Origin of the sequence: Nonomuraea sp. NPDC050394 (assembly GCF_044459065.1) — a bacterium.
GTDB lineage: Bacteria > Actinomycetota > Actinomycetes > Streptosporangiales > Streptosporangiaceae > Nonomuraea.
The window spans coordinates 1,349,694-1,367,143 of sequence record NZ_JBITIO010000001.1 but is presented as its reverse complement, the minus strand read 5'-3'; the positions used below and the strand labels follow the sequence as shown (position 1 = coordinate 1,367,143).

Below are 17,450 nucleotides of genomic sequence, written 5' to 3'. Positions count from 1 at the left end.
CCTTAGCCGGCCAGCCGGCGGCGGACTTCTTCGATTCGTCCCACAATGGTGGTGTCGATGATCTCGTCGCCGATGCGGACCGAGAATCCACCGAGCACACGCGGATCCACCTCGACGTTCAGGTGCACGTCGCGGCCGTAGGAGCCGCGCAGCCACGCCGTCAGGCGCTGCTTCTGCTCCTCACTGAGCGCGACGGCGCTGCGCACCACCGCGACCAGGCGCTGGCGCTGCTGAGCGACCAGCTGCCCGTACTCCTCGAGGCCACCCTCCAGATTACGTCCTCGCGGGTGTGCGGCCAGCTGGGTGACCAGACGCAGCGTGGACGGTGCGACCTTGCCGCCGAGCAGGTCCAGCAGCAGCCGCTGCTTGCCTTCGACGGGCGCGGACGCGTCGGTGAGAGCGCGGCGCAGTTCGGGGTTGGCGGCGACGATGCGGCCGAAGCGGAAGAGCTCGTCCTCCACGTCGTCCAGCTTGCCCTGCCCCTCGGCCTCGGCGGCGGCGGCGACCACGCCGAGCCGCTCCAGCACGTCGGTCAGGTCCCCGGCCCGCGACCACCTGGCCGCGACGGCGGCCTCGACGGTGGTGAGGGTCGCGTCGCCGACCTTGCCCTGGAGCAGGCCGCGGAGGGTCTCCGCCTTCTGCCCGGCGGGCCTGGCCGGGTCGGACAGGGCGCGGCGCAGACCGTGCTCGCGGTCGAGCAGGTCGGTGACCGCGAACAGCTCGTCGGAGAGCGCGCCGAGGTCGGCGCTGCCGGCCGCGGCGTTGAAGCGCTCCTCCACCTCAGCCAGCGAGGTCCTGCTCAGACCCCTCATGTCTCGCTCCGCTCAGTGCGTCGGGTTCGCTCCGGCATCAGCGCACCGCCGCGGAGTTCTCGAGCTCGTCGAGGAACCGGTCGACGGTACGGCGCTGCCGGGCTTCGTCCTCAAGGGACTCGCCGACGATGCGTCCGGCCAGGTCGGTCGACAGGCGGCCGATCTCGTTGCGGAGCGAGGCGAACGCCGCCTGGCGGTCGGCCTCGATCTGGGCGTGCGCCGCCTCGACGAGACGACGGGCCTCGGCCTGCGCCTCCTCGCGGAGCTCGGCCTTGATCTGCGCGGCCTGCTCACGAGCTTCCTCGCGCAGACGAGCCGCCTCATGCCGGGCCTCGGCCAGCTGGTCGCGGTACTGCTGCTGCAGCGCCTGCGCCTCAGCCTGAGCCTCCTCCGCCCTCTTGATGCCGCCTTCGATGGCGTCGGTCCGCTCGGCCAGAGTCTTCTGGATGCGCGGGACGAGCACCTTGATGAGGAAGAAGGCGACAACGGCGAACGCGAAGATACCGACGACGAGCTCGTACGTGTGCGGCAGGAGGGGGTTGTACCCCTCCTCCGCAGCGAGGAGCGTAGCTGCCTTAGTCATGGGTGCAGCCTTTCGTCAGAGGGTCTTCTGTAACTAGATGGCCTGGAAGATGAACGGCGCGACCAGACCGATCAGAGCCAGGGCCTCGGTGAGAACGAAGCCGAGGAGCATGTTCTGGCGGATCAGACCGTACGCCTCCGGCTGGCGGGCGATGGCCTGCACGCCCTGACCGAAGATGATGCCGACGCCGATGCCGGGGCCGATGGCGGCGAGACCGTAACCGATGGCGGTGACGTTGCCGGAGACCTCAGCGAGAACGCTCATTGCTGTTTTCCTTTACTGGACGGCCGGTGAAGCGGAGTCTCACCGGTCACGGACTGTTCCGGTATGTGGTTCTCAGTGCTCCGCGTGCAGCGAGCCGCCGATGTACATCGAGGCCAGCATCGCGAAGAGGAATGCCTGCAGGAACTGGATGAACATCTCGAAGCCGGTGAAGATGATGGTCATCACCACACCGAGCACGCCGATCGGGGCGCCCAGCGGGGTCAGCTTCTCGAACAGGAACCAGAAGCCCACCATGCTGAAGAAGGCCAGCAGCATGTGACCGGCGAACATGTTGGCGAACAGTCGCACCGCGTGCGTGAAAGGCGCGATGATCATGTTCGAGAGAAACTCGATCGGGGCCAGCAGGAAGTAGATCGGCTTGGGAAGTCCCGGGGGGAACATCATGTTCTTGAAGTAGCCGACGGCACCCTGGTGCTTGACGCCGAGATACACCTTGAGGATGTAGATGGTGATCGCGAGCACCGCGGGGAAGGCGATGTGCGAGGCGACCGGGAACTGGACGAAGGGCACGACGCCCATCAGGTTCCAGACCAGCACCAGGAAGAACATGGTCAGGAGCAGGCCCATCCAGCGGTCGGCGTCCTTGCCCAGGAAGGGCCGGGCGACCTGGTCGCGCACGAACATGTAGCCGTACTCGGCGACGTTCTGGACACCCCGGGGCACGATCTTCGGCTTCGCGAAGGCGGCCCAGCAGAAGCCGATCACGATGATCGAACTGAGGATCGCGAGGAGAACCGGCTTGGTGAACCAGGCGACCCCGGGAATGATCGGGGCAAGGTCGAACAGTGACTCGGGCGTCGGCGCCCCGAACTCGCCAGGAGTGTCGGCGGCCAGGACCGTCAGCGCATTCACGCGGCGTCCCCTTCAACGTCGTAGTGGATCACAAGGGTTTCCTCAGCGAAGCGATCGCCAGGTGGGGTCAGCGACCGTACTTCCGGTAGACCAGGTAGACGGCGAGAGCGACCCCCACGACAATGCCTATGGGGAAGAGCGCGGACGTGCCGAACCAGCGGTCCAGCAACCAGCCCGCACCGCCGTAGATCGCCATCCCGGAGAGAAGGTAGCTGGGAATCGACCACGCGGCGTTGGCGAAGTCCTGGCCGTCGTCTTCGGGCCGGCGCTTCTTCTCTTCGCTCATCGCGCGCCCGACGATAGCAGGCAAGCAGAGGACTAGTCATATCGGACCCGCCCCTTTACCTTGCTCATGAGTCGCCCTGCCCCGGGACTTTGGCGTCGGGGTCCACGTAAAGCATCTTCGTCTTCACGAAGGCCCTGACTTCGGCCGCGGTCCACACGATCGTGCAGATCACGACGCTCCAGGCGAAGGCCCGCGGGTTCCACACGGTGGTGTCACCGAACGTGGAGAGCATGACCATGATGACGACGACTTTGACGAGGTAGCTGACCATGGCGGCGGCGGCCATCATCTGCGGGGAGATTCTGGCGGCGTACGAGACGACCACCACGCTGATGCTGAAGAAGACACCGACCAGCGCGAGCCCGACCAGGGCTCCGATGACTCCCTTACCTCCCGCGAGGAAGAAGGCCACGATGGCGGCAACGGCGCCCACTGCCAGCGTGGGCAGCGCGGCGCTTTTGAGTACGCGCACGTCGTTGGCCTGCATCGGTGCTCCCGTAGCGAGTTATCAAGCGAGCGTTTGCTACCCCCAGAGCCGGTGCGTCTGGGGGGCCTTGCTCGTGAAAGATATCACAAGCTCATGGAAGACCGCTTTTACCTGCCGTTTCTAGTTCGCGATCATGAACCGCCGGGGAACGCCTGGACCGTGTTGCGCTCCTGGTTGGGGGACGGGCGGCGTACCTGCCGGGTGACCTCGTCGAACGGCTGGATGACGGGCATCGGGCCGGTCGGCGGGCCGTCGTCGTCATCGCCGGAGTCGCCACGCGGCGCGGCGTGCGCGCCGCCGCGGCCGCGGAACCGGGGCAGCGCCATCATGACCAGCACGCCGAGTGCGAGCAGAATCACAATCGGGAAGAGCAGGATCGGCACCCCGAAGACCGACATCGTCACCAGGCCGAAGGCGAACAGGACCGTCCACGCGTACATGATCAGGACCGTGCGGCGCTGCGAGTGGCCGATGTCGAGCAGCCGGTGGTGCAGGTGACCCCGGTCGGGCGCGAACGGGGACATGCCGTGGGACGTGCGTCTGACCACGGCGGTTATCAGGTCGGTCAGCGGCAGGACCAGCACGGCCACCGGCAGCAGCAGCGGCACCAGCGTGCCGAACTTGTTGATGCCATCGAAGGAGAACGGGTCGAGCGGGGTCACCGTGATGAGCGAGCCGGCCAGCACCAGGCCCAGCAGCATCGCGCCGGTGTCGCCCATGAAGATCTTGGCCGGGTGGAAGTTGTGCGGCAGGAAGCCGAGGCACATGCCGATGAGGATCGCGGTGATGGCGGCCGTGGTGTTGATGCGGTTCTGCTCGATGGCCTGGTCGAGGAAGATCGAGTACATCCAGGTGGCCGCCGCGGCGATGCCGACGATGCCGGCCGCCAGGCCGTCGAGCCCGTCGACGAAGTTCACCGCGTTGATGGCGACGACCACGATCAGGATCGTCAGCACCGTGCTCAGGTTGTAGTCGAGTACGTACGCGCCGCCCCAGCTGTCGGGCAGCGGGATCGAGGTCAGGCGCATGTCGAAGAAGACCATGACGCCCGCCGCCGCGATCTGGCCGCCCAGCTTGATGAAGGGGTCCATGCCCCACCAGTCGTCCAGGAAGCCGGTCAGCGTGATCAGGCCGCCCGCCACGATCAGCGCCAGCGTGGTCTGGTCCTGCGACAGGACGTAGCCGGTGCGGTTGAGGTTGCCCGCCACCAGCAGGCCCGCGACCATGCCGAAGTACATGGCGAGGCCGCCCAGGCGCGGGGTCGGCGTGGTGTGCACGTCGCGCTCGCGAACCTCGGGCATCGCTCCGATGCGAATGGCGAAGCGACGGACCAGCGGCACGAGTAGAAACGTCACCGCCGCCGCGACCAACGCCATGAAGAGGTATTCGCGCACGGGCATCAGTTTCCCTGATCCTCCGGCCTACTGTGACCGGAAAACGACACAGAACAGCTTATAATTCGCTGAGATAAGGCTGGTGTATGACCAGCAGCTCCGAAACCCGTCTCCGCACTTCAGCGACAGTGTCCGGATATCTCACCGCCTGCGCCACGAGTGTTGCCACTTCTTTCAGCTCCTCGGGTCCCATGCCCTGCGTGGTGACGCAGGGCGTGCCGACCCTGACTCCTGACGTGACGGCAGGTGGTTCGGGATCATACGGGATCGCGTTGCGGTTCAGGGTGATCGCGGCCGCCGCGCACCGGCGTTCCGCCTCGGCCCCGGTGACGCCCAGCGCGCGCAGGTCGATCAGCGCCAGGTGGCTGTCGGTGCCGCCGGACACCGGGCGCATGCCCTCCTCCGCGAGCGTGTCGCTCAGCGCCCTCGCGTTGGCGACCACCCGTCTGGCGTAGTCGGCGAACTCCGGCCGCGACGCCTCGCCGAACGCCACCGCCTTCGCCGCGATCGCGTGCATCAGCGGCCCGCCCTGCACGAACGGGAAGACCGCCCGGTCCACGCGCGCGGCGACCTCGCGCGTGCAGAGGATGCCGCCGCCGCGCGGTCCGCGCAGCGCCTTGTGCGTGGTGAAGGTGACCACGTCCGCGTACGGCACCGCGCTCGGGATCGCACCCCCCGCCATCAGCCCGATCGTGTGGGCCACGTCGGCCAGCAGCCAGGCCCCGACCTCGTCGGCGATGTCGCGGAAGATCGAGAAGTTGACCAGGCGCGGATAGGCGGTGGCGCCGCAGACGATCACCTTCGGCCGGTGGCGCAGGGCCAGCGCCCTGACTTCGTCGTAGTCGATGAGTTCGGTGTCGCGCCGCACGCCGTACGCGACCACGTCGAACCATTTTCCGGAGAAGTTCACCTTCGAGCCATGCGTGAGGTGGCCGCCGTGCGGCAGCGCCATGGCCAGCATCGTGTCGCCCGGCTGCAGCAGCGCGGCGTAGGCGGCCAGGTTCGCCGAGGCGCCCGAGTGCGGCTGGACGTTGGCGTGCTCGGCCCCGAACAGCTCCTTGGCCCGCGAGATCGCCAGCCGCTCCGCCCGGTCCACGACTTCGCAGCCGCCGTAGTAGCGGCGTCCCGGATAGCCCTCCGCGTACTTGTTCGTGAGGGTCGAACCCAGGGCGGCGAGCACGGCGGGCGAGGTGAAGTTCTCGCTCGCGATCAGCTGGATCCCGCCGCGCACCCGGTCGAGCTCGTCGAGCAACACCTGGGCGATCTCGGGATCCTGCTGCTGCAGCAGGCCGAAGTCTGGCCCGTAGTAGGGCATTTTCTCAATGTACGCCCGTTTCCCTCACCCGACGCAGGTCCCCCTGGCACCACGCGCCGGATCGCCGTCAGGAGAAGGCATGCGGAGCCCCGGCGGAGCTCGGCACCCAGCGCGGCGTGTCCGCGGCCTCGTCGCTGATCGCGGTCAGCACCGCCTGCCGGTAGAGGCCCAGCCGGGTACGCCACTCCGCGAGATCCTCGACGTAGCGCGCCCCCACCGGAGCGTCCCACGTCTGCGGGCTCCGGGCGAGCTGGTAGGCCTTGTCCAGAGCGGTCGTCAGCGACTCCAGCAGCGGCATGACGGCCTGCCAGGCGGTCACCAGGCGCTGGTACTCGGGATTGAACTCCCAGGCCCTCGGCTGGCCGTCCAGGGCGCCGGAGGCGGTGGCGGGCGGGGTCTCGCCGGGCTGGCGGGGCTGGGGGGCGGGCGGGTCCACGTACATCAGCGACTCCTCTCGCCCGGCTCCACCGCACCCGGCGGGCCGTCAGGCCGAATGTCCTCAGGCACCCACTCCCCCTTGCCCCACTCCCCCTTGGGCACCTCCACACTCGGCATCTCCATCGGCTGGACGTCGCGCACGTTGTCCATGAGCGTCTTGAGCGCCGCGGGGTCGAGCGGGTCGGCGTCCACGGACACCACATCGCCGCCGTCATCGGCCCACTGCCGCGGTCCCGCGCTCCCCGCCGCCGGGCTGCTGTCCTCCGCTCCGGCACGTCCGCCCGCCGGAGTGCTGTACTCGGTCCCGGTACGGTCACCGCTCTCCACTCCGGTGCGGTCACCGCTCTCCACTCCGGTACGGTCGCCGTTCTCCACTCCGGTACGGTCACCCGCCGGCACCGTCTGACCACGGTCACCGGAGGTGCCCGGGGTGCCGGGATCGGCTTTGGTGCCCGGTGCGGTGTCGTTTCCGCCGGTCTTCGCACAGTTGCCCTGCTCACCGGAGGCGTCGGAGGGCTGGGTGCCGACGGGCTGGGCCGCGCTGCCGGAAGTGTCGGAGGGCTGGTTGCCGACCGGCTGAGCCGCGCTGCCGGAAGTGTCGGAGGGCTGGTTGCCGACGGGCTGGGCCGGGTTGCCGTAGACGTCGGAGGTCGCGGGCGGGTTGCCGACCGGTTGGTAGGTCGGGGGCTGGTTGCCGACCGGTTGGGAGGGCGGGGCCGGGTTGCCGGAGGTTTCTGGAGGTGTGGCGGGGTTGCCGGAGGTGGCGGTTGGGTTGCCGGAGGGGTCCGGGGTCGTGGTGGGGTTGCCGGGGTCGAGGGAGCCCGGTGGGCCGTCGGGTTTGATGTCCTGCGGCGCCCACTGGCCGTTGCCCCACTCCCCCTTGGGCACCTCCACCCCGGGCATGTCCATGGGCTGGACGTCCCTGATGTTCTCGATCAGCGCCTTCAGGGCTGCGGGGTCGATCGGCCGGGCGTCCGCGGAGACCACGTCGCTGCCGTCGTTCGCCCAGGTACCGAGGCCGGCGTCGACCGTCTTCCCGCCGGGCTGGATCTGGCCCGGAGTGGTGTCGCCGGCGAGCGTAGGGGTGTCCTGGGGCTGGACGTCGTCGATGTTCCTGATCAGCTCCTCCAGCTCCTCGGCTGTGGGCGGATCGAGGGGAACCTGGAGGACCTTCACCCCGTCCACCTCGACGACCTGCGGCTTGGTCGGGTCGAGGGGAGGCTCGGCGCCCCGGTCACGCCTGCTGTCACGCTCGTCGTCCTTGGGCTCGTCACCCTTGACCGGGTCGTCCTTCTTGTCGTTCTTGTTCTCGTCGGTGGCGGTGACGTCATCGCCCTTGAGATCCGGCTTGTCGTCACCCTTCGGGTCCGGCTTGTCCTCGGTCTTGACGTCCGGCTTGTCGTCCGTCTTCACGTCGGGCTTGTCATCCGTCTTGGCGTCCGGTTTATCGTCCGTCTTGACGTCGGGCTTGTCGTCGGTCTTCACGTCGGGCTTGTCGTCGGTCTTCACGTCCGGCTTGTCGCCCGGCTTCGGATCGTCCGCCCTGGGGTTGTCGTAGCGCGAGCGGTCGTCTCCGCGCTCTTCCTTCGGCTCGTCCACGGGACCGGTCGGGGTCTTGGCGCCGTCCTTGGGCTCGTCGTTCCCGCCCAGTACACGCACCGGGTCCTTGCCCGCGTCCGCGCCCCGAGGCGCGTCCTCACGCTTCTCCAGCACCGTCAGCCGGGTGTTGACGTCCTTGGACATCGTGTCGATGGCCTCGGCGACCTGCCCCGGCCGATGCATGGCCCGGGTGGCCAGCCCCGCCCCGCTCATCACCTGGGCGACCCGGCCCTCGATCGCGCGCAGCTCCCCCGCCGCCTGCTTCACCTCGGCCAGCAGGTCACGCACCAGCTTCGGGTCCATGCCGTCGAACTTGCCCATGGGCGAGCCACCTCCGGGCACCACGGTAGGCCGCCCGTGCCGCCTGTGACTCGCGTGATAAACAGCGGGTATCGCTGGGATCAGCCGTCGGTGGCGACGTACCCGACAATCCCCCGCAACTTCTCCACCGGGATCGCCCCGCCCCGCAGCAGCCGCGGCACCGCGGTGGTCAGGTCGAGGATGGTCGAGGGCGTGTTGTCATTCGTCGGTCCGGCGTCCAGGTAGACGGCCACGGACTCGCCGAGCTGGTCCTCCGCCTCGTCCGCGGTGGTGGCGGCGGGCGAGCCCGAGCGGTTGGCGCTGGAGACGGCCATCGGGCCGGTCTCCTTCAACAGGTCGAGGGCGATCGGGTGCAGCGGCATGCGCAGCGCCACCGTGCCCTTCGTGTCGCCGAGGTCCCACGACAGCGCCCGGTTGGCCTTGCACACGATCGTCAGCGGACCTGGCCAGAAGGCGTCGATGAGGTCCTGGCCGTAGGGGCCGAGGTCCTCGACCAGGGCGTTGGCCGCGCGTACGGTGCCGACCAGCACGGGCGGCGGCATCTCGCGGCCCCGGCCCTTGGCCTCCAGCAGCGCGGTGACGGCGCTCTGGGTGAAGGCGTCGGCGCCGATGCCGTAGACGGTGTCGGTCGGGAGCACCACGAGTTCGCCCCTGCGCACCGCGTTGGCGGCCTCGGTCAGGCCTTCGGCCTTCTGGTCGGCGTCCGAGCAGTCAAATCGTCGTCCCACGGCGCTGTCGGCCTCTCTGCGTTCTGGATGGGCGGTGCTCGCCCGAATCCTAGTCCTGGGCCAGCCTGGCGGTGACGAACCTGTCTCGCCGGGTGAGATCCTGGCGCAGGCGTACGTCCCGCCAGCCATTGTCCTCGGGGAAGGTCAGGTAGACCGACCGGCCCTGCTGGTCGGCGTGCTCGACCGCGACCCAGCCGCCCGGCCGCAGCAGGCGGAACGCCGTACGCTCCACCGCCCTGACCTCGTCGAGCCCGTCGTCGCCCGTGCCGTACAGCGCCCGCGAGGGGTCGTAGTCGCGCACCTCGGGGTCGCGCGGGATCGCGCCGGGCGGGATGTAGGGCGGGTTGGAGATCACCATGTCGACGGTGCCGTTGAGCTCGGGCAGCGCCTCCGCGAGGTCGTCGGGGTGCAGGTGGACACGGCCCTGGCCGTGCTCGGCGATGTTGCGCTTGGCCCACGTGTACGCGCCGGGGTCGACCTCGACCGCATGGACCTCGGCCAGCGAGACCTCCTGGGCGATGGACAGGGCGATCGCGCCGGAGCCGGTGCCGAGATCGACGACGAGCGGCTGGGCGACGTCCATGGCGCGCAGGGTCTCGATGGCCCACCCGGCCATGACCTCGGTCTCCGGTCGAGGGACGAAGACGCCGGGGCCAACCTCAAGCTCCAGGTAGCGGAAGTAGGCGTGGCCGGTGATGTGCTGAAGGGGCTCGCGCGCCTCGCGCCTGGCGATGCCCTCCCAGAACAGGGCGTCGAAGTCGCCGTCCTTGACCGTGTGCAGCTCGCTTCTGCGCACGCCGTGGACGAACGCCGCGATCTCCTCCGCGTCGGTGCGCGGCGACGGCACGCCGGCCTCGGCCAGCCGGGCCGTTGCGTGTGCGATCTCGTCCAGCAGAAATGTCATGAGTGTTGTGCGAGCTTCTCCGCCGTTTCGGCGTCGATCAGGGCCTGGGTGACGGCGTTGAGCTCGCCGTCGAGGACCTGGTCGAGGTTATACGCCTTGAAGCCGACGCGGTGGTCGGAGATGCGGTTCTCCGGGTAGTTGTAGGTGCGGATGCGCTCGGAACGGTCGACGGTGCGGACCTGCGACTTGCGCTCGGCCTGCGCGGCGGCGTCGGCCTCCTCCTGGGCGATGGCCAGCAGGCGGGCGCGCAGGATGCGCAGCGCCGACTCCTTGTTCTGCAGCTGGCTCTTCTCGTTCTGGCAGGAGACGACCACGCCCGTGGGCACGTGGGTGATGCGCACCGCGGAGTCGGTGGTGTTGACGCTCTGGCCGCCGGGTCCGCTGGAGCGGTAGACGTCGATGCGCAGGTCGTTGGGGTCGATCTGGACGTCGACCTCCTCCGCCTCCGGATAGATGAGCACGCCCGCGGCGCTGGTGTGGATCCGGCCCTGCGACTCGGTGGCGGGCACCCGCTGGACGCGGTGGACGCCGCCCTCGTACTTGAGCCTTGACCACACGCCCTCGTCGCCCTTGGCCCGGATGCCGACGGTGACGTCCTTGTAGCCGCCGAGGTCGGAGTGCTGGGCCTCGATGACCTCGGTCTTCCAGCCCAGGCGCTCGGCGTAGCGCAGGTACATCCGCAGCAGGTCGCCGGCGAACAGCGCCGACTCCTCCCCGCCCTCGCCGGCCTTGATCTCCATGATGATGTCCTTGTCATCATTGGGATCGCGCGGGATGAGCAGGTGGCGGAGCTTCTCCTCCAGCAGGGGGATGCGGGCCGCGAGCTCCTCGGCCTCGGTGGCGAACGCCTCGTCCTCGCTCGCGAGCTCCTTGGCGGCGCTGAGGTCGTCGCGGACGCTCTCCAGCTCGCGGTAGGTGCCGACGATCGGGGTGAGGTGGCGGTAACGCTTGCCGAGCGTGCGGGCCTTGGACTGGTCGGCGTGCACGGCGGGATCGGCGAGCTGCGTCTCCAGCTCCGCGTACTCCTTGAGCAACTCGTCCAGGTTCACCGTGGGTCCCTAATGTCGTCCGTGCCGGCCGTATCACCAAGAACGCCGACCCGGCGCACCAGTGAGTGCGTCGGGCCGGCGTCAGGGGAGCTACTTGCTCTGGGCCTTCTTGCCGAAGCGCTGCTCGAAGCGCGCCACCCGGCCACCGGTGTCCAGGATCTTCTGCTTGCCCGTGTAGAACGGGTGGCAGGCCGAGCACACGTCGGCGTGGATGACGCCGTTCTTCGCGGTGCTGCGGGTCGTGAAGGAGTTACCGCACGTGCAGGTCACCTGCGTGACGTGGTACTCCGGGTGGATGTCGCTCTTCATGTGAGTCCTTTCGGGGTGCGGTCGCCGGGTCGCCTCAGCTGCTCTGCGCGCGGTCGCACACTGATGTGGTGCGCGCGGCGGGAACCGGTACCGCTTCGGTTCAGCTACCAGTGTGCCAGACGTTGCAACCATCCCGGGCCACCAGGCATTCCCCGGATCTTGATGCCCAACTCACTCCTGTCACACTAGGCTCCCGCGCATCAATCATTAGTTTTCCTCCCATAAAGGACATCAAAAGAGATGATGAGAAAGGTGCGGTTGCTGCTCGCGACCGCCACGGGGGCCGCCGTTCTCCTCGGAGGCGCTGGAATCACGGCCACGGCCGCCGGAGCCTCCACCTCCCTGACCGCCCGCACCGCGGCAGGGGACATCACGGGCGTCTCCGCCGGCAACACCTACGTGCCGAGCGACGGAACCGTCCAGGCCAGTATCAACTTCACGGTCAAGGACCCGCTGGGCACCGACCCGAACACGACCGTCCCGGCCAGCGTCACCGCCGAGATCTCGCCGCCCGGCAAGGGCGCCCGTTCGGTGAACGTCTCCTACAGCCAGCCGTCCAAGGGGAGCGACGGCAGGCTGCCCACCTCGGCGGCCGGCACGGGATCGTTCAGCATCTCCAGCGACGACCCGGCCGGCGACTGGTCGCTGACGTTCAAGGTCAGCCGCGGCGGATCGATCAGCAGCGACTCCTTCACCGTCAGCGTGACGGGCAAGAAGGCGAGCATCAGCGCCTCGGTGACGCCCGACCCCGTCAACCTCAAGAAGGGCCGCGAGGTCCAGGTCGACGTCCGCGCCAGGGTCAAGGACGCCGGCTCGGTCAGCGCCCGCCTGGTCAGCGACGACACCAGCGAGTACTACGACCTCGGCACCCTGAGCCAGGACAGCTACGGCGTCTACACCGGCAGCACGTTCTTCAGCGACGACACCGAGCCCGGCGCGTGGACCCTGGAGGTGAGCGCGACCCGGGGCAGCGAGACGTTCAAGGGCCAGGTGGCCTTCACCGTCAACGAGCCCGAGGGCGGCGTCTCCAAGAAGGCCAAGTCCAAGGTCACCCTCTCCGTGCAGAAGAAGGGCACGAAGGTCAAGGTGTACGGCAAGGCCACCCGCGCCGGCAAGGCCTACAAGGGCAAGGTGCTGGCCGTCTACTACAAGGCCAAGGGCGCCAAGACGTACAAGCGCATCGCGTTCGTGAAGACGGACTCGGCCGGCAAGTACAGCACCAAGGTCAAGATCAAGAAGGACGGCTACGTCAAGGTGAAGGTCTCCGGGACGAGCAAGACCAGGAGCGCCTGGTCCCCGCAGAAGTTCGTGAACGTCAAGTAGCCCGTCTCACTGACCGGCCCGCGCCTGCTCGGCGCGGGCCGTTTCAGCGCCCGAGGTAGGCCAGCACCGCCAGCACCCGGCGGTGGTCGTCGGGCGCCTGGCCGAGCGAGAGCTTGGCGAAGATGCCGGAGATGTGCTTCTCCACGGCCCCTTCCTTGACCGACAGACGGGCCGCGATGGCGGTGTTGGAGCGTCCCTCGGCCATGAGCGCCAGGACCTCGCGCTCGCGCGGAGACAGCATGTCCATCGCCGTGCCCCTGCGCTGCCTGCCCAGAAGCTGCAGCACGACTTCGGGGTCGATGACCGTGCCGCCCTCCGCCACCTGCCGCACCACCGCCAGGAACTCGGCCACGTCGGAGATCCGCTCCTTCAGCAGGTAGCCCACGCCGGGGCCGATGAGCTCGGCCGCGTAGCGCTCCTCCACGTACTGCGACAGCACGAGGATCGGGAAGTCCGGCCGCCGCGCCCGCACGTCGAGGGCGGCGCGCAGGCCCTCGTCGGTGTTGCTCGGCGGCATGCGCACGTCCACGATCGCCAGGTCGGGCCGGTGGTGTTCGACCGCGCTGATCAGCGACGGGCCGTCGCCCACCGCCGCCGCCGTCTCGATGCCGCCGTCGGCCAGCAGGCGGGCCAGGCCCTCACGCAGCAGCACCGAGTCCTCGGCGATCACCACTCGCATGCGCTCATGACTACCACTCACACGGCAGTTCCGCGCGAACCAGCGTGGGCCCGCCCACCGGACTGTTCAGCACGAGCACGCCGTCGATGGTCGCCGCCCGGTCGGCCAGCCCCGCCAGGCCGCCGCCGTGACGCAGGGTCGCGCCGCCGATGCCGTTGTCCCAGACCTCGACGGTGACCATCTGGCCCGCGCGTACGACCCGTACCGACGCCTCCGTGGCCACCGCGTGCTTGGCCATGTTGGCCAGCGACTCGGCCACGATGTAGTAGGCGATGCTCTCCACGGCCGCAGGAGGCCGCTCGCCGACGTCCACGGCCGCGTCGACCCCGATCGGCGCCCGCGCGGCCAGAGCCGACAGGGCGGCGTCCAGGCCCCGGTCGGTGAGGATCGCCGGATGGATGCCGCGCGCCAGGTCGCGCAGCTCGGCGATCGCGGCCCTGGTGCCCGTGTGGGCCTGCGCGATGAGCTCCTTGGCCTGCTCCGGGTCGTCGTCCAGCTTGGTGCGCGCCCGTCCCAGGTCCATGGCGACCGACAGCAGCATCAGCTGCGCCCCGTCGTGCAGGTCGCGCTCGATCCTGCGCCGCTCGGCCTCGGCCGCGTCGATGCCCCTGGCCCGGCTGGCCCGCAGCCGTTCCTCCTCGCCGCCGCCCAGCAACGCCGCCGCGAGCGTCCCGTGCAGCAGACTCAGCCCACGCACCGCGTACGCCAGCACCGCCACCATCACGAACCCGGCCAGAACAGCCATCGCCCGCTCCACAGGCGTGTTCACCACGAAGGCCGCGCCGATCATCAGCTCTTCCCGGAACGGCGCGAGAATCAACGCCACGGACAGGCTCCCGAGCACCATCACCACGACGAACTCCAGCAGGCTGAGCGGCGCGAGCAGTATCAGATACCCCAGATCCCGCCAGGTGGCCGGATCCCGGAAGAGCCACTTGAGATGGTTCATGACGCCCCGCTCGGGACGCCGCCGATAGGGATCCCGGATCCGCACCCCGAACGCCAGCCACAACAGCCGCCGCTCCAGCATCGCCGCCCCACGCCAGACGAGCACGGTCACCAGCAGCAACGGGAACCCGACCCAGACCACCGTCATGACCAGCGAGATCGTGCTCCCGAACGCCACGACCAGAAACCAGGCCAGCCCGAAGAACAAACTCACCAGCAGGTACGGCACCGCCCGCCAGGTACGCGGATCGACCACGACCCCGACCGGCCCGTTGGGCCCCAACGGCACCCGCTCACGCAACGGCACATCCACGGTTCCAGCGTGCCTGGGCCAACGGCATCCGGGAATGCCGGTGGCGCCCGCTTCATGGTGGGGTTAACCCCCGCATCAAGCCCAAACCCCTGGGGTACCGACGCCGGGACTGAGGGCCTCGGCGATCCGGCACCCTCGGAAAGCCGCGAAGGCCCGGAGGGGCCGGGGATCGGGGTTCCGGGGATCGGGGGGGTTAGGAGCGTCCTGAGGGGCCGGGGTTGCGGGGGCCCGGAGGGTTCAGGGGTTCTGGAGGATCGGGGCAGGCTTGACCGTGCCTCCGGGTTACGTGCCTTGTGGCGGCGGGGTGGGGTGCGGCGACGGGCGCACGGTCGCGGTGGCGCGCCGATGGCGGCGGGCGGTGGTCCTGGCGGCTGTGCCGTAACGACAACAGACCACGACGACGGAAAGCCAAAGGGCGGCGGGAAGGATCCCCGCCGCCCTCAAACCGCGATCTAGTCGCGGTCGTTGCTTACGGTGGTCTTCTGGACCTGGAGGAGGAACTCCGCGTTGGACTTCGTCTCCTTCATCTTCTCCAGAAGCAGTTCGAGCGCCTGCTGCATGTCGAGCGCGTGGAGCACCCGGCGCAGCTTCCAGACGATCTGCAGCTCGTCCTTGGCCATGAGGATCTCTTCCTTACGGGTGCTGGACGCGTCGACGTCCACCGCCGGGAAGATGCGCTTGTCGGCCAGGGAACGGCTGAGCTTGAGCTCCATGTTGCCGGTGCCCTTGAACTCCTCGAAGATGACCTCGTCCATCTTGGACCCGGTCTCGACCAGGGCCGTGGCGAGGATCGTCAGCGAGCCGCCGTTCTCGATGTTGCGCGCGGCGCCGAAGAAGCGCTTGGGCGGGTAGAGAGCGGTGGAGTCGACACCACCGGACAGGATCCGGCCCGACGCGGGGGCGGCCAGGTTGTAGGCGCGGCCCAGGCGGGTGATCGAGTCCAGCAGCACGACCACGTCGTGGCCCAGCTCCACCAGGCGCTTGGCGCGCTCGATGGCGAGCTCGGCGACGGTGGTGTGGTCCTCGGCGGGACGGTCGAAGGTGGAGTGAATGACCTCACCCTTGACCGACCGCTGCATGTCGGTGACTTCTTCTGGACGCTCGTCCACGAGCACGACCATCAGGTGGCACTCGGGGTTGTTGCGCGTGATCGAGTTGGCGATCGCCTGCAGCACCATCGTCTTACCGGCCTTGGGCGGCGAGACGATCAGGCCGCGCTGGCCCTTGCCGATCGGCGAGACCAGGTCGATGATCCTGGTCGTCATGATGTTCGGCTCGGTCTCCAGGCGCAGGCGGTCCTGCGGGTAGAGCGGCGTCAGCTTGTTGAAGTCCGGACGGCTGCGCGCCTGCTCCGGGTCCATGCCGTTGACGGTGTCGAGGCGGACCAGGGCGTTGAACTTCTCGCGGCGCTCGCCGTCGCGCGGCTGCCGGACGGCGCCGGTGACGACGTCGCCCTTGCGCAGGCCGTTGCGGCGGATCTGGGCCAGCGACACGTAGACGTCGTTGGAGCCCGGCAGGTAGCCGCTCGTCCGCACGAAGGCGTAGTTGTCGAGGATGTCCAGGATGCCGGCGATCGGGATGAGCACGTCGTCGTCGCCGATGACCGGCTCGTTGCTGTCGAAGCGGTCGCGGCCACGGCCACGGTTGCGCTCACGGAAACGGCCACGCCGTCCGCGCCCGCGCTCGTCGTCGTCGGCCCCGCCGCGCGGGTCGCCACCACGGGGGTCGCCACCGCGCTGGTCACCGCCACGGGGGTCGCCCCCGCGAGGGTCACTGCCACGCTGGTCGTTACCGCGCTGGTCACCGCGGCTGCCCGCGTCCACCGCGCGCTGGTCGGCACGGCCGCCTTCGCCACGGTCGTTCCCCGCACGCTCGCCACGGTCGCTCCCGCGCTCGCCACGGTCACCGCCGCGGTCACCGCGGTCGCCACGCTCACCGCGGTCGCCACGGTCGCGCCGCTCGCCGCGGGTGCGGCGCTCACGGCGGCTCTCCCGGTCGCCACGGTCACCGCGGTCGCCACGGGACTCGCCCTGGGGGTCGCTCTGAACGGCCTCGGCGGCCGGCTGCTGCTGCTCCACCACGGCGGGAGCCGCGGCCACGACCGGCTCGGCTTGGGCGGCGGCGGCCACCGGCTCAGGGGCCGTGACCACCGGTTCTGCTACGGGTGCGCTGGTCTCCTCGGTGCTCTTGGCCCGGGAACGTTCCCTCCTCGCGCGGGTGGGCCGCTCGGCGGCGGGCGCCTCGGCCACGGCCGCCGGAGCCTCCGCGACGGGCGGAGCCGCCGGGGCGCTGTCACCGGAACCGCCACCCTGCTTCTCCTGGATGGCCGCGATCAGCTGGCTCTTCCGCATGCGTCCGGTCCCGCTGATGCCGAGCTCGGCAGCGATCTTCTGCAGCTCGGGCAGCACCTTGGCGGACAGGCCGGTGCCGGAGCGACGCGCACGCGGCTTGGCCGCGGCACGAGTGGGGGTGTCGCCGGACGCGGGCTGCGCAGACGCGCCCGATGCGTCGGAGAGGAGTTCGGTGGTGTCGCTCAACTAAAAGGTCCTTCCCAGGGGTCGGGCGCCGGCTTTGCTGTACCGGGCGTCCCGGAGGTGCTGTCGATCCGGCGGGACAGACCGGGTCGGGATGCACGCTGCGATCTTCGGCCGCCGCGCAGGTCGGCCGCCACTATTGGGGAGGGGTTCGTCCAGGCCGCCACAGGACGGTGGCGCATGGAGGACACCCCCCAGATTGCTGTCGCCAGCCAGATGTCGAGGTGATTCGAACGCGCAGATCCCCATAGTCGTCGTCTCGTGGTGAACCAACCGGGTGTAGGTCCATGG

At 69.4% G+C, this 17,450-nt stretch carries 18 protein-coding genes; 1 reads left to right on the top strand and 17 read right to left on the bottom strand.

The annotated features are described in order from the left end of the window. Nucleotides 1–2 precede the first annotated feature (2 nt). The 14 genes from ACIBKY_RS06675 to rpmE form a co-directional block, all read right to left on the bottom strand. Nucleotides 3–812 carry a F0F1 ATP synthase subunit delta gene (locus ACIBKY_RS06675; RefSeq protein WP_397094954.1) on the bottom strand — a complete coding sequence of 270 codons (810 nt, stop codon included), beginning with the start codon at nucleotides 810–812 and terminating at the stop codon, nucleotides 3–5. 37 nt (nucleotides 813–849) lie between these two features. Beyond that, nucleotides 850–1,395, bottom strand: a complete 546-nt coding sequence (locus ACIBKY_RS06670) for a F0F1 ATP synthase subunit B (RefSeq protein ID WP_397094953.1) — start codon at nucleotides 1,393–1,395, stop codon at nucleotides 850–852. A 33-nt stretch (nucleotides 1,396–1,428) separates the two neighbouring features. Beyond that, nucleotides 1,429–1,659, bottom strand: a complete 231-nt coding sequence (gene atpE / locus ACIBKY_RS06665; RefSeq protein WP_132595523.1) for an ATP synthase F0 subunit C — start codon at nucleotides 1,657–1,659, stop codon at nucleotides 1,429–1,431. 72 nt (nucleotides 1,660–1,731) lie between these two features. Beyond that, on the bottom strand, nucleotides 1,732–2,532 hold the full coding sequence (gene atpB / locus ACIBKY_RS06660; protein ID WP_397094952.1) for a F0F1 ATP synthase subunit A: 801 nt from the start codon (nucleotides 2,530–2,532) through the stop codon (nucleotides 1,732–1,734). 67 nt (nucleotides 2,533–2,599) lie between these two features. Beyond that, complete coding sequence (locus tag ACIBKY_RS06655; RefSeq protein ID WP_379609100.1) at nucleotides 2,600–2,818, bottom strand: AtpZ/AtpI family protein; 219 nt, start codon at nucleotides 2,816–2,818, stop codon at nucleotides 2,600–2,602. Between the two features lie 64 nt (nucleotides 2,819–2,882). Next, complete coding sequence (locus tag ACIBKY_RS06650) at nucleotides 2,883–3,305, bottom strand: hypothetical protein (RefSeq protein ID WP_397094951.1); 423 nt, start codon at nucleotides 3,303–3,305, stop codon at nucleotides 2,883–2,885. A 131-nt stretch (nucleotides 3,306–3,436) separates the two neighbouring features. Next, a complete protein-coding gene (locus ACIBKY_RS06645; RefSeq protein ID WP_397094949.1) occupies nucleotides 3,437–4,699 on the bottom strand; it encodes a glycosyltransferase family 4 protein in 1,263 nt (420 codons plus the stop codon). A gap of 58 nt (nucleotides 4,700–4,757) precedes the next feature. Next, nucleotides 4,758–6,014, bottom strand: a complete 1,257-nt coding sequence (glyA, locus tag ACIBKY_RS06640) for a serine hydroxymethyltransferase (RefSeq protein WP_397094947.1) — start codon at nucleotides 6,012–6,014, stop codon at nucleotides 4,758–4,760. 67 nt (nucleotides 6,015–6,081) lie between these two features. Beyond that, complete coding sequence (locus ACIBKY_RS06635; RefSeq protein ID WP_397094946.1) at nucleotides 6,082–6,456, bottom strand: hypothetical protein; 375 nt, start codon at nucleotides 6,454–6,456, stop codon at nucleotides 6,082–6,084. Further along, a complete protein-coding gene (locus ACIBKY_RS06630) occupies nucleotides 6,456–8,372 on the bottom strand; it encodes a hypothetical protein (protein WP_397094945.1) in 1,917 nt (638 codons plus the stop codon). Before ACIBKY_RS06630 ends, ACIBKY_RS06635 begins: the two co-directional genes overlap by 1 nt. Before the next feature lie 80 nt (nucleotides 8,373–8,452). Next, nucleotides 8,453–9,100 (bottom strand): L-threonylcarbamoyladenylate synthase, encoded by a 648-nt coding sequence (locus tag ACIBKY_RS06625; protein WP_397094943.1) that lies wholly within the window; start codon nucleotides 9,098–9,100, stop codon nucleotides 8,453–8,455. Nucleotides 9,101–9,149: 49 nt separating this feature from the next. Beyond that, on the bottom strand, nucleotides 9,150–10,004 hold the full coding sequence (prmC, locus tag ACIBKY_RS06620; protein ID WP_397094941.1) for a peptide chain release factor N(5)-glutamine methyltransferase: 855 nt from the start codon (nucleotides 10,002–10,004) through the stop codon (nucleotides 9,150–9,152). Further along, on the bottom strand, nucleotides 10,001–11,053 hold the full coding sequence (gene prfA, locus ACIBKY_RS06615) for a peptide chain release factor 1 (RefSeq protein WP_397094939.1): 1,053 nt from the start codon (nucleotides 11,051–11,053) through the stop codon (nucleotides 10,001–10,003). The genes prmC and prfA overlap by 4 nt, the downstream gene beginning before the upstream one ends. Nucleotides 11,054–11,143: 90 nt before the next feature. Next, nucleotides 11,144–11,362: a 50S ribosomal protein L31 gene (rpmE, locus tag ACIBKY_RS06610; RefSeq protein ID WP_184965973.1), complete on the bottom strand. Its 219-nt coding sequence runs from the start codon at nucleotides 11,360–11,362 to the stop codon at nucleotides 11,144–11,146. Between the two features lie 240 nt (nucleotides 11,363–11,602). On the opposite strand from rpmE, the gene ACIBKY_RS06605 reads away from it, so the two are divergent. Beyond that, nucleotides 11,603–12,685, top strand: coding sequence for a hypothetical protein (locus tag ACIBKY_RS06605; protein ID WP_397094937.1), 1,083 nt, complete (start codon nucleotides 11,603–11,605; stop codon nucleotides 12,683–12,685). Between the two features lie 43 nt (nucleotides 12,686–12,728). On the opposite strand, the gene ACIBKY_RS06600 is transcribed toward ACIBKY_RS06605, so the two are convergent. The 3 genes from ACIBKY_RS06600 to rho form a co-directional block, all read right to left on the bottom strand. Beyond that, nucleotides 12,729–13,364: a response regulator gene (locus ACIBKY_RS06600; protein ID WP_397094936.1), complete on the bottom strand. Its 636-nt coding sequence runs from the start codon at nucleotides 13,362–13,364 to the stop codon at nucleotides 12,729–12,731. A 10-nt stretch (nucleotides 13,365–13,374) separates the two neighbouring features. After that, on the bottom strand, nucleotides 13,375–14,625 hold the full coding sequence (locus ACIBKY_RS06595; RefSeq protein WP_397094934.1) for a sensor histidine kinase: 1,251 nt from the start codon (nucleotides 14,623–14,625) through the stop codon (nucleotides 13,375–13,377). Nucleotides 14,626–15,077: 452 nt separating this feature from the next. After that, nucleotides 15,078–17,162: a transcription termination factor Rho gene (rho, locus tag ACIBKY_RS06590; protein WP_397094932.1), complete on the bottom strand. Its 2,085-nt coding sequence runs from the start codon at nucleotides 17,160–17,162 to the stop codon at nucleotides 15,078–15,080. Nucleotides 17,163–17,450 lie beyond the last annotated feature (288 nt).